This is a genomic window from Spirosoma arcticum, assembly GCF_054779955.1.
Genome location: NZ_BAAGXG010000003.1, coordinates 151828 through 165204 on the forward strand (window position 1 = coordinate 151828; position 13377 = coordinate 165204).

Annotated in this window: 7 protein-coding genes; all 7 read right to left on the reverse strand. The window is 53.2% G+C overall.

All coding sequences use genetic code 11. From position 1 onward, the window contains the following. Positions 1-96 precede the first annotated feature (96 nt). Entirely contained in the window at positions 97-1320 is a 1224-nt protein-coding gene (locus ACYVHB_RS07925; RefSeq protein WP_461051164.1) for a class I mannose-6-phosphate isomerase, read from the reverse strand. 35 nt (positions 1321-1355) lie between these two features. Further along, positions 1356-2426, reverse strand: a complete 1071-nt coding sequence (locus ACYVHB_RS07930; RefSeq protein WP_461051165.1) for an aldose 1-epimerase family protein — start codon at positions 2424-2426, stop codon at positions 1356-1358. A gap of 95 nt (positions 2427-2521) precedes the next feature. Next, on the reverse strand, positions 2522-3295 hold the full coding sequence (locus ACYVHB_RS07935) for a 3-keto-disaccharide hydrolase (protein ID WP_461051166.1): 774 nt from the start codon (positions 3293-3295) through the stop codon (positions 2522-2524). A 25-nt stretch (positions 3296-3320) separates the two neighbouring features. Further along, positions 3321-6011 carry a c-type cytochrome gene (locus tag ACYVHB_RS07940; protein WP_461051167.1) on the reverse strand — a complete coding sequence of 897 codons (2691 nt, stop codon included), beginning with the start codon at positions 6009-6011 and terminating at the stop codon, positions 3321-3323. 242 nt (positions 6012-6253) lie between these two features. Beyond that, positions 6254-7777 carry a RagB/SusD family nutrient uptake outer membrane protein gene (locus ACYVHB_RS07945; protein WP_461051168.1) on the reverse strand — a complete coding sequence of 508 codons (1524 nt, stop codon included), beginning with the start codon at positions 7775-7777 and terminating at the stop codon, positions 6254-6256. A gap of 44 nt (positions 7778-7821) precedes the next feature. Further along, positions 7822-11064 (reverse strand): SusC/RagA family TonB-linked outer membrane protein, encoded by a 3243-nt coding sequence (locus tag ACYVHB_RS07950; protein WP_461051169.1) that lies wholly within the window; start codon positions 11062-11064, stop codon positions 7822-7824. 125 nt (positions 11065-11189) lie between these two features. Beyond that, positions 11190-13364 (reverse strand): c-type cytochrome domain-containing protein, encoded by a 2175-nt coding sequence (locus ACYVHB_RS07955; RefSeq protein ID WP_461051170.1) that lies wholly within the window; start codon positions 13362-13364, stop codon positions 11190-11192. Positions 13365-13377 lie beyond the last annotated feature (13 nt).

Sequence of the window (13377 nt, forward strand, 5' to 3'; positions counted from 1 at the left end):
GGTGCGGGAGGAGGAATCTCAATGTTGCGTATTAATCAATCTTGAGATTCCTCCTCCCGCACCGGCGGACCAGTCGGAATGATAGATCTCAATGTTTCACAGCACTAAATCAGGGTTGCCCGGTCCAAAGTGTTTCAGAATTACAATTGGGTCGGTAGTAGATGGGTTGACAATGGTGACGCCTTCCACAGCCGCCTTTTCGCTCACAAAAAATTCGTCATTCGTCAATTGACCGTACCGAATCAGAGCGGGCGTTTCAATGTCCCAGACGCCCAGTTTCCCATGCCCCTGCATGACAATCAGCCCGTAGGCCGCGCTGTCTTTGATAGTTACAGTCGTTCCTGGAAAAACGGTCAGTTCTTTGGCACTGAATGCGTCTGACTTGTAGCAAACCCAGTTTTCAACGTAACCGTCGGCTTGCATTTGGGCTAAGTCACCAACGGGTTTCGGATTCATGAACCGGTTGGCCATCATGTTCGGGTCAACGTTCAGATCCCAGTCAATGGCTTCCATCAACAGGTCAAAATCACCTCTTCGGTCAGTGGGCGTACCGTTCCAGAGCAAGTCTTCGGGAACAATAGCTTCGTTAACCAGCGACTGATACATAGCAAAAACGTCGGAGGCTTTCTGCGGCTCGTAGGTACACAGGCTCCCCGGCGCGTGGAGCAATCCGGGGGGCACATCCCAGCCAGTGCCGGGTTCGAGCCGGTAAGCCGACGAGAAGTTAGTGATCTTGTTATCGCCTTTAGTGAAGTTGACTAAGCACTCGCGAATCTGTTCTCTGGTAGTGCCGGGCGCGATGCCTATGAACGTGTACGGAAAATCACCCCCGTGGTTATTTAACTGGGGTGGAAAATAATACGCTTCGGGTTTGCCCAACTGACCAATAAGCGCGGCTTGCTCGTCGTTGTGGTGCAGGTGGTGGGGAAGCGGCCCCATGTTGTCGAAGAACTTTGAGTACATCGGCCAGCTACCGTACTCGTTCCAGAGCCGCTCACCGATTAACTCACCCTTGAGTTCATTAACAGCATCTTTCAATAAGAAATGCGCTTCATCCGCTCCGTCCTGAAAAACAATGGCACTCAGGCCCTCATTTTCGCCAGTCAGCGGACCATTTTTCGCGGGTGTAGTGGACGACAGCCAGCGCTCGTCGATGCCGCCCCGTTCACCACCCAGCACGTAATAATCGTCGGGGTGGAGCTTGATTCGTCGTCCCGGTACGCAGAACGACCGGGGCACCCAGGTGGGAGTTAGTCGCAAAATACCCTGTCCCTGCTCCAGGGCTTTTTCCGCTACACTTACAGTCAAGGTTGTTTCCATTAACGTTCATTCTTACTCAGCGTCTGCTGAACGGGTTAGAAATTGATTGATTTGTGTTTGGTAAATTGACTGATCTGCGCCGGATTGTGCAGCACTTCTACCTCTACGTCGTACGTTCGACGTTCACCCGGTTCCAGAAATAAGAGCGTATTCTGCTCCCTCGCTTTGGCCTGGCCAATGGGCGGGTGGGTGCCGGGTTCGATGCCGGTGACGTACTCGCCATTCCCCCAATGCTGCCAATTGGTTAGCCACGGTAGCTGTCCTTTCTGAAACCGCAGTGCCACCGCCAAACCGAGTTGCGCGTTGTGCAGTCCGGCGCTGCACCAGCCCGTGTCATTGGGCGTGGCATCAATGAATGCCACCGCTTCGCCCGTGCCGCTGTGGGTATCCATTGGCGCGGGACACGTTCGGAAGTCATGGCCTTCCTGGAAGATGTCGCCGTTAATGCCACCCTCCCGCGCCTGCCAGTCGCCCTGCCAAATTAGTTTGGTTCCTTCATCAATGAATGGCCAGCCAAAATTAAAATGGTAGAGTAGCATGTGAGGAGCCGATGTATTGGCCCGGTTGATTACTTCGTCGTGAATCCGAATGGTAGGTTGGCCGAGCGTTCCCGAAATGGTCCGTTTCAGTTCCAGACTGGGTCCGAACACCGTCGTTTCCCGCATCCGGCCGGTCAAGCTGAAGTCCAGTTTACCCGCCACCAGATCAGGCTGGATGATGGACTCGATTTCGGCTGGGATGTTGCTGATTCGCCCGTGAATTCCTCGTTCACCGTATTCGTCCTGCTCGGGGCCACCCACGTGCGAGAGACCACAGGTCGTTAGTAATCCGCCGTTGAACGTCCTGAGCCAGCCGAGTCCCCGATCCGAAAAGGGCTGGGGCGTGGTGATCCCGGAATGACTCAGCCAGGCCAAACTGTGCTGGTTGTAAAACGCGTCGGCAATGTCCATCGCCCGGTCAATGATCACTTTGTAGCGCAACCCCGTACCGGTATTGATCCAGGCCACTCGAACACCCCGCCCGGCACCATTGTCGAGCACGGATGTTTCGATGCCGCCCAACTGGGCCGAATTCGAGATTTTGTCTGTCCAGGGTTGTAGTGCCAAAGTCAGAAAAATGGATAATGAATAATGAGTAATGCACAATGAAACTTCTGATAATTAACACTATACATTATCCATCGTTCATTATCCATTTTATACTACAACTGCTTCAGCATCAGGTTCCGGTACTGCACCTTCATGGGTGGGCCTACGTGTACCTGTACGCCGAGCAGCCCTTTTGCCTTGCCGTTGACGGTGTCTTCGTCGGTGACGTCGCTCATCAACACGCCATTGATAAAGTGCTGTAAGTGGTTGCCTTTGACGATGAGGTGAAACTTGTTCCAGTCTTCGGATTTAATCAGCGTCTTCAGCGAATCAGAACTACCCAGCGAACCGGTCACAGTCAGCCCGCCCCAGGCATTTTTACTAACCTTCGCCCGGACCGCTTCCGGTGTTGCCTCACCCGTATAAGCAGGAATCGTCGTTTTCTGTCCGCGATACGCGAGTGTTGTTCGCTTCCGTTCCTCGTAGTTCTGGCCCGTGTACCGGTTTTTCCCGTCGATGTCGGCCTGATAGCCGCGTAGCGCAAAGGGTACGTCGGTTAGCCGGTCGCTACGGTAGTTGATACCAGAGTTACCGTCAGCGGTTATGTTGAACTCACCGGTAAACTCAAAATCGCCGGGTTCACCACCCTGCCAGACAATGAACGAGTTGGTCTTCAGCAACGTAGCGGGCGTGATTTCGCCAACCAAATTACCGTTTTCGACGCGCCAGTAGGTAGGATCACCCTCCCACCCTTTCAGCGTTTTGCCGTCGAATATCTTGACAAAGCCATTCGTCTTCTTTTGGGCCGTTGCGGAGAGTCCACTGCCGATCAGCACCGAAGTCAGCACCACTCCCACCAAAAGAACCCTCAAATTCTCTTTCAACATAATACTCGTAGTTCAGGGCGTTGCTTTATTTTCCTTTCGATGCGCGGTCGGTGGCTTTGTACACATCGCTGTCCGGTTTCCCGCCCGACTTCAGATAGGCGATCAGGTCTTTGAGTTCCTGTGGGTTCAGGCTGTTGATGAGACCCGGATACATAATCGACTCGGGTGAATACCGCTTCGACGTAACGTCTTTCTTTGGAATTTTCCGGAGATCATTGCCCGCAAACGGGTTCTGGGAAATCGAGTAGTTTGCCTTGTCCTCGTTCACTAACCGACCCACGACGGACTCCCCGTTTTTCAGGTAGAAGATCGTCGACGCGTACTGGTCGGAAACGGCCTTGCTGGGATGGATGATGGACTCCAGAATGTCTTTGTTCGAGAAGCGGGTACCGAGTTGGGTCAAATCGGGGCCAATGTCTCCACCAGTGCCTTGCATGGCATGGCAGCTACCGCATAAGGTGGCCGCGTATATTTTCTTACCCGTCTCAAAGTTCAGGGCCGTGGTTGCTGTGTCGACGGTGGCCAGAGCATTGTCCAGCGTCCAGCGCCGACCCGGCCCTTTCGGCGTATAATCAGTCTTGACAATGTCGTTGCCGGAACTGGTCAGTATATCGGCCCCCGACAGTTTATTGAACTTGTCGAACTGATCTTTCGGTACGTGGTTCAACGCCAGTTTGCGTGCCCGGTCGATAAACCCGACGTAGCTCCGTCCGCCCTCGTATTTAAACGCATTGCCAAACCAGGTGAAATACTTCGCACGGGATTCTGGCGTCCAGCCAGTTTCTGCCCGGCTCAGCATAACCGCGTAGTACGTCTGCTGAAGGGGCGGCACTTTCGACAGCATTTTGGCAATATCCATTCCATACTGTGGATTCCGCAAAATCAGGTCATTGGAAGCCGTAGCTGGTTCCAGACCAAGATTTTTACTGCCGGATTCATCTTTTAAGTCCATCTGCGCCAGCGTTTTGTTGACGGCACCCGGTGCTTCTAAGTAAATCAGGACTTTGCTGAGGCCCCGATTCAGCAAGGCTGTTTTTGCCGGATATTTCGGGTTCAGGTACGCGATAACTTTTTCTTTGTCCGCTGCTTCCGGGGCACCCATCCGCAGGAAAATCAGCTCGAAAGAACGTAGCATATCGAACTGTTGCGATTCGGGCAACTTGTCGTAGTTGATTTTCAGGAGCGAATTGATGGCTTTGCTCTTCACATCCGTATTCCCCTGACGAGCCAGCGCCACCATAGCCTGTATCGACCGTTGTGGATCAGTTTCGGCTAAGGCCTTCTCCTGCCACTGCGCTACCGGCTGATGTTCAACGGCAATGCGGGCGGCATACCGAACAAACCGGTCTGGGTGATTCAGATTAGGCCAGGCGGCTGCAATAGCCTCGGCGTTAGGACCTTCGTGGTATTTTTCGAGACTGGTCCTGAGCTTGTGCTCGGCCGTCAGAGCGGGTGCCTGAGACGTAGTAGCCTCAGAACCCGCGTAATAAACCCGGTACAAATCCGACTCCAACCGGCGACCGCCGGTCATAAAATACAGCGCACCATCGGGGCCGATGGTCCCGTCGGTTAAGGGCAGCGGGCTTCCCGAAATAAACTCTTCGCGTTCTCCTTCGTACGTAGCGCCTTTTGGTTTGAGATAAATCGAGTAAATAATGCCAAAACTCCAGTCGAAGGCGAATATTGACTGACGGTACTTTTGCGGAAACTTAGCCGTCTGACCAGACAATACGTTGGTCGGCGACCCCTGCCCAATGTTGAGCACCGGCGGCAGGTTGTCGGGGTTGCCGGGCAGCCATTTGCTGTTGCCGGTACGCCAGCCAAATTCAGCCCCGCTGACAACGTGGCAAATCCGGGTCGGGCGGTACCAGGGCAGACCAAAATCCCACTCCATGTCTGAGTCATAGGTGAACATATCGCCCGCTTCGTTGAAGGCAACGTCGAACTCGTTTCGGAAGCCCGCGCCCATCAATTCCCAGCGTTTGCCTTCGGGGTCTATTTTAGCGACCCAGCCGCCGGGTGCCATCCGGTCGTTGGCATGACCGCGCGGGTCCTTAATGAGCGGGAACATGTTGTCTTCCTTCCAGTTAGAAGGCAACCGATACGCGTCCATTTGCGGTACGTCGGTGTGATTACCGGCAACCACGTAAATCGACTGTTTGTCGGGCGAGAGCACGACGCTGTGCGGCCCGTGTTCGCCTTCTCCCTTCAGTTCCCGCAACATCGTCACCTTATCGAACTGATCGTCGCCGTCCGTGTCCTGTAGGCGATACAGGCCACTGGGTTTGGGGAACTGCTTGCTGGGCCGATTATTGACCATCACGTACAAGCTGTTGAAGGCATACAACAGGCCCTGTGCGTAGCCCATGCCAACGCTGGTATCTTTGGCGATAGCCAGCTTTTCAACGGTGGGCTGGGTCGAGCCGGAACCGATGGCGGGGATTTTTAATCGAAACAGACTACCGTACTGATCGGATACAATCAGCCGACCTTTATCGTCGAAGGTCATTGATACCCACGACCCCTGCTGGGTTTCGGAAGGACTGTAGATGTGTTCGGCTTTAAAACCCGGCTGAAGTTTAAGTTTTTCGGCTTTCGGATTCTCCGCTCCCTGCCGGTTGTTTTCCGGGTAGTTTACGCTGACCCAGGACGCGCCGATCAGAACGAGCACCGAGACCGCCAATCCGAGTTTAGCCTTGTTGATTGTAGTAACCATAACGCTTCTAAAAAATTAAATAATGAGTATCGTTGGAGTCATTTCTGGAGTGCCCCTGTGGACTGGACACACCGCTGTAATTAGCTGAATTAAAAACTAAAATCAGGGGTATTCTACTGATTAGATTGGCGAATTAGCGTTACCCTCACCCCCTGCCCCTCTCCCTGGGAGAGAGGAGGAAGACCTCCGGCTCGATGCACCCCTCTCTCAAAGGGCGAGGGGCAGGGGGTGAGGGGTTACGCTCAGAAATACGGACTCAACGCCGACTCAACGGCGGGCAACGGATAATAGTCGTCCAAAAGGGTAAAGGCGTTCGGCGGGGGCACAGCTCCGGCAGGGAAATAATAATTCAGCGGGTTCGCTTTGACCCGTTCTCCATACGCCCCGATAATCTCCTTCACCCGGCCCGTGCGGACCAGATCGAACCAGCGTTTGTTTTCAAAGGCCAATTCTACGCGCCGTTCCTTAAAAATAGCTTCGCGCATCGTGGCCTGCGCGGTCGCGGTCGTGGCGGCTAAACCCGCCCGTGTCCGTACCTGATTCAGGTACGTAGCTGCTTCGGCCGCTTTACCCTGCTCGTTCAAGGCTTCGGCCAGAAACAGCAGCACCTCGGCATAGCGATATACTGGCAGGTTGTTGCCCGTGTTGTTGTGCAGCGAATGGGGTTTCGCAAACTTTTTGATGTACGGATACTCTTTAATGTCCCGCAAACTCTGGCTTAACGTAACATAGCCAACAGAAATGTCTTTCCGCTTGTCACCGGTTTCGTAGGCGGCAATGATATCCGGCGTGGGTACGTTTTCACCCTCTCCGGTAAGCGGCTGCGGGTTCGACGTACCGGTTATCGCCACAATTTCGGTGGCTGTTATGGGTGTCGGTAACACCTGATAAATGTAGTTGCCGTTGTAACCAGCCGCCCCTTCCAGAAACTGGACTTCAAACACCGATTCGGCGTTGTTCTTGTTGCCCGTCGTGGTCGAAAAAGCGTTGGTATAATCGGGCATGAGCATATAGCCATCGTTGGTGACTACGTCCTTCATCAGCGCTTCGGCCTGCGCCCATTTCTTCTGCACCAGATACAGATTGGCCAGCAGAGTTTTAGCCGCGCCGGATGTTACCCGCCCCGCATCCTGTTTTGCCCGGTTTGGCAGCAGTTTACTGGCCTCCGTGGCGTCTTTGTCAATCTGCGTGTAGATTTCCTCGGTCGTTGCCAGGGGCAGAGCCGCATCCTCCCGCCCGGTCACGGGTGTCAGGTGCAGCGGCACTTTACCGAACAAACGCACCAGTTCAAAATAAGCGTGCGCCCGCAGAAACAGGGCCTGTCCTTTCAAATTGTTTTTCGTATCGGCGCTGGCAAACGTGACGCCGTCAATCAGGGCCAGAATCTGATTGGTGCGGGCAACGATCTGGTAATCCAGCCGGTATTGCTGAAGCACGTTGTCGTTCGACGTCACCTTTCCGGCCTCGCCGGTAGAGGTGGGCAACGCAAAATCGGCGATGTTTTCGGTCGGGTCAACCGCCCCGAACAAAACGTTGCGGGCGTAATACGTATTATCGGAGTGCAGTTCACCCAGGATCCAGATCCGGTCGTTCATGATGGGCCGTAATGGCACGTACGCTCCGTTGACGGCCTGCTGAAAATCAGTTTCTTTCGTGAAAAAGATTTCCGAGCTTAAATTCGTCTCCGGAATTACCGTTAAAAAATCGTCTTGGCAGCCGGTCAGGCATACGCCCAACAGACTGGTTAGCAGGAGTCTCGTTTTCATTCTTTTAGATGGGTAAGAATGTTGAAAGATGAGTTTGATGCGGCTTAGAAGTTGAGATTCACGCCCAGGGTGTAGGTGCGGGGAACGGGGTAGTTCGAGAAATCGACGCCCTGACTCAAATTGTCGCCGGGTCCGTTCCCGTCACCCTGCGCGCTGGTCTCCGGATTGGGGCCACCCCGGTATTTGGTGAATACATACGCCTGCTGGATGGATGCGTACAGCCGGGCCGATTTAAAGAACCGACTCATGGCCCCGAAGGTGTAGCCCAAGGTTATGTTCTTAATGGTGAAGAAGGACGCATCGGCTAAAAAGTGCGTACTGTTCCAGTCCCGCTCGATACCGGTGAAATTACCGCCATTGTTGGTCGCGCCGAATTGCCCATCGCCGGGCGTTATAACGGTGGTAGCGAACCCAGTGGCATTGTTTTTAACCCGGAACCGATCTTTCACGCCCGACACCAGGTTAAATACGCCATCTAAGTTGGCGGTGCTGTACAAATGGCGCACCCAAAGCTGATTGCCGTAGGAGCCAGACCCCTGAATCGCCAAATCGAAGTTGCCGTAGTTGAGCGTGTTCGTAATGCCGTACGTGAATTTGGGGAACGGGTTGCCAATAATCGTGCGGTCATCCCGGTCGCCCCCGTTGGTAATTACGCCATCGCCATTAACATCCCTCAGTTTTATGGTCCCGATAGCCGAGCGCCCCGGAATGATGGGGGAGTTGGCGAGTTCTTCGGCGCTCTGATAATAGCCTTCTTTAACCAGGCCGTAGAACTGGCCAAAGGGCTGCCCTACCTGCGTGATGTGAAACGTACCGTACACCCGGTCGATGCCCGGTGCCAGCGATACAACCTCGTTCCGGTTAAACGAAATGTTGGCATTGGTCGTCCATCGCAGTTTTCCGGTTGTGTTTTTAGTCGTCAGGGCAAATTCATGCCCCCAGAACTTAATTTCACCAATGTTGTCGAAGAAACTACCGAACCCGGCTTCCTGCGGAATCTGCACGGCGTAAAGCAGGTTGGTAGTCCGTTTGGTGTAAAAATCGTAGACAAACTGAATGCGGTCGTTGAACAAACCCAGGTCAAGGCCTATGTCGAACTGTTTGGTCGTTTCCCAGCCCAGATTGGGGTTCGACAGCGACGTTACCACTGCTCCGGTAGCCACGTTATTGCCAAAGACCGAGTTCACGGTATTATTGACCAAGGCATACTGGGTATAGTTACCGATGTTGTTATTACCAATTATGCCATAACTGGCCCTGATCTTGGCGAACGATACCTGTGAAAAGTCTTTCAGGAAATCTTCGTCGGAGACGACCCAGCCTACCGAGGCCGACGGGAACGTACCGAAGCGATTGTTAGCCCCGAATCGGGATGAACCATCACTTCGGATGGAGGCCGTCAGCAGGTATTTGCCTCTGTAATTATACGTTAAGCGGGACAGGTAGGACGTTAGCGCCCATTCGTTCACCGCATTGCCCGTGTTCGATGGAATGTCGATGTTTGACCCAACGGGCCGGGCAACAGCCGCCCGGTCAATATTAATCGCCCCCTGAATCGTTGGCAGTCGGTCGTCGGCGTACGTGTTGGCCTGAATCCGGGACACATCCTGCCGGAACCGCTGATTGGTGAAACCGGCCAGTAACTCAAAATTATGATCACCAAAACTCCGGGCGTAGGTCGCTAAGTTTTCGTTCAGCCACGATACATTGTCGTACGTCTGCCGGATCGACACGGCGGTGGTTGGAATCGGAACGTTGATAAAATTAGTCGCCGTCGACGGGTTAAAGAAAAAGAACTTAGAGTTCAGGTATTCCACGTTGATGCTCGAACGAAGCGTCAGGCCATTAATTGGTTTATACTGCGCGTACGCATTCGCCAGCAGGTTTACATTCTTTGTTTCGTTAACCAATTCATTCGCGGCCCGTACCCAGTTTGGATACGCAAAAATATTACCCGTGTTGCCCGGCAACTGGTTGAACCGGGTCAGTTCGCCGTTGGCATCGTAAATGGGCATGACCGGCCAGGTATGCAGGGCGTTGAACAGGATACCTGTTCCCCGGTCGCCATCGGTGCGGGGCGTATTGTCGAACACGTAGGACGGGGCCACGTTGAAACCCACGGCTACTTTATCGGATATGTTGTAGTTTGAGTTCAGCCGGAGCGAATACCGTTTGTAAACGTTATTGAGCACCACGCCCTGCTGATTGAAATAACCGGCCACTAATGAGGTGTTCGATTTTGCGTTGTTGGACGAGATGCTCAGGTTATAACTTTGGATGGGAGCCGTTCGCAGCAGGGCACCGTACCAGTCGTTGTTTTTCCCCTCATACTGGGCCGGATTCTGAAATATATCCGGTACGGCCTGGTTCCGGTCTTCGTAATATTCTTTTTTGTACTGAGCAAACTCAACGGCATTCAGCATGGCTACCCGGCCTTTTTGCGGCACCTGCTGCACCCCCGCAAACGTGTTGAAACTGATGTTTGTCTGACCGGGCTTGCCTTTTTTGGTGGTGATCAGCACGACCCCGTTGGCCGCCCGCGACCCGTAGAGCGAGGTAGACGCGGCATCTTTCAAGATCGAAATGTCCTCAATTTCGTCGGGGTTGAGCTGACCAATGCTGCCCGTAATGGGAAAGCCGTCAATGACGTATAACGGATCGCTGCCAGCCGAAACCGACACCTGCCCCCGAATTCGGATGGAGATTCCCTGACCGGGTTTGCCCGTGGTCTGGTTGATCTGCACCCCCGCTAAGCGGCCCTGTAGTTTCTGGCCGATCTGCGAAACGGGCAGGTCTTTAATTTCCTGCGCACTCACCGTTTGAACCGCCCCGGTTATTTCTTTCTTCAACTGACTGCCATAGCCAACTACCACTACTTCGTTCAGCGTCTGGTCGTCGGGCGATAAAGCAACCGTGAGCGTGGTTTGATCCCCAACAACGATCTCCCTGCTTCCGTAGCCAACAAAGCTAAAGACCAAGGTAGATCGGGTGTTGGGTACGGCGAGCTGAAAGCTGCCGGTGCCGTCGGTGGTTGCGCCCTGCGTGGTTCCTTTCACCACCACACTCACACCGGGTAAACCTTCCCCTTTTTCATCGGTCACCTTACCCGTCACTGGTATGTCTGCTAGGATAAGGCTCGTTAGTGTCTGCCTGGGAACGTGCAGGGCTAACAGGTTTTCACTAACCGATGGGCTGCGGTGGGATAATGTCGTTACCGTTTCCTGCGCTACGCTCCCGGAGGAGCCAGCTACTACACCCAACGCTATTAATGCATAGAGTCTTTTCATGGTTACATAGGATAAGGAGTAGAATTATTAGTGATCCAATTCTAAAAAAGACAATTGAATAGCCAAATATTACCAACCTTGTCTTGTTAACCTTCCTACACATACCTACCGTATACACAATTAACTTAATTAATGAAGACCTCATCGACCAGCAGCAGGGCGGGCTTTCCTTTGTTCGGATGCCAATTGGGGAGTTGGCTTACTGGTTTTGCAATAATTTTCAGGCAGGAAACGGCTTGCGGAGTGAACGAACACATAATCGCTTTTAATGCGGGTGCACTCTTTTTGAGGGGTTGGTCGGGCCTGAGCGTCGCGATTAATTTTAGCTGATCGCGGCTGGTACCGCCCCAGATTTCAACCGTGCCCGGCGGGAATATGCCGGTTTCTTCCTCAACCATAATGCGTAACGCAACGGAACTCACCCAAACCGGCTTTTTAAATTCGGATATCAGTGCCATGTCGTTTTTACGGAAACCCGCCCAGTTGTTAGCCCAGGCCGGGCTGTTGGCGTTGAACGTGCCCAGTTTGCCATCGAAGAATGTGTGAGCACCGTCGGCCTGATGAACCGGGTTGAGCGGCAGCAACAGATTCACACTATCCGGTTTATGGGTGCTTTTATAAAAGTCGAACGTAGCTACCGTGCTGCCAAACCAACCCGCCTTGTACGCCCTGGCTTTAATAAGTGTCGGTTTGTCGATTACCGTTTCGTTGGCAAACACGGGCGAGTTGACGCTGTCCGGCTCGGTTCCGTTGGTGGTGTACCGAATTTGAACGCCTTTGATGGGATGTTTTAGCTGCAGCGCGAGTGACTGACCGAAAATAGTAGAGCTGTTTTTTACCTGCGGTGGATTGAGTTTTATCGGTTCGCTGCCCGCCCCGTTGAATCCGGCAATGAACTGTATGTGCCTGTTCGCTTTTTGCAATTGCCCGATCTGGGAAGCGGTCAGAGCCGTGTTCCAGAGCGAGACGGTTTTCAGGCTTTTGAACGTGCCGATCTGCTTTCTTAAGTCGTCGTAACTCACCCTCGTCCCCGACAATGAGAGGGTTTTCAACTGCTTGAGAGACGCCAGTTCAGCTAATCCATTGCCCGTAACATCCGTGAAGTTCAGGTCTAATTTTTGGAGGTTCTCGAATTGACTGATGCGTTTCAGATCCGCATCGGTCACGGGCATCTTGTTGAGATTCAGGTAAACGACCTGCTGTTTTATCGAACTCAACTCGGCTAATTTCTCGGGTGTGTAGGCCGTTCTGTTGTACAGGTTAACCGCCAGCGCGGGCGATTCTCTGGCTAACGAAGCAACCGTCCGATAATCGTTATTAAGCTGCTTAACCGTCTCTTCATCAGCCGCATCGAAAGCATATTCGTCCGCCTGCTCAACCGGTTTGAACAGTGCAGAAGCAATAAAGCGCAATGAATCCGTGGGCGGCAGGTCGATTACTCTTTTCTTGAAATCGGCCCGGCCCTTTACCCACAATGACAACAGTGTGGTTTCCTGCGGAGTGAGCTGACTTTTGCCCGAGGGTGGCATGTGCTTTTTCTCGTCCAGCGGCAGGTGAATCCGCTGCAACAATAAGCTGCTGTCTGGCTGTCCGGCTATAAACAATTTACCGGTTTTTCCGCCCTTCCGAATCCACTCGGCACTCGTCAGGTTCAGTTCGCCCTTCAGCTTGTCGGGGTTGTGGCAACTGACACACTTCTGCTCAAAAATGGGCTGAATCACGTGGTTAAAAACCAGCGCCTGATCGAGCGGAACGGGAGCTAATTTAGTTTGGCTGCTCAGCGGCTCGAACAGGAAGTTATCACCGTGCGTCAATGTAGCGCCGTAATGCCCCGCCCCAATGAGACAAACAACCGTTGTCAACGCACCCGTTTGAGCAATGCGGGCGTTATACCAGGTCTTATTCCGACCCCAGTAAACCAGTGCCGAAATGTAGAAAATACCCACGCCCGACCACTTATGCCATTGCAGTACCTGACCGCTGTAACCGTCTTCCTTAGACAAAAACAAGCCCATGACGACCGTCACACCGGCGAACAAGGTCCCAACGAGCAATAGATTGCCTAAAAAGGTCCGGTATAAATCAGTTGACGCATTGCTTCCCCGAAACCGAAAAACCTCCATCACCATTGCCAGTAATAGCAGCACAATCGGAAAATGAAGCAACAACGGGTGCATTCGCCCCAGCGGTTGCAGCCAGACGGGCACGACAATACGGTCGCCAAACAGCAACAGGAATAGGGTGAACACCGCCAGCACAAACATCGCCTGCTCCGCCAGACCGATCAGTCGTTTATTCATAATAAAACCGTCA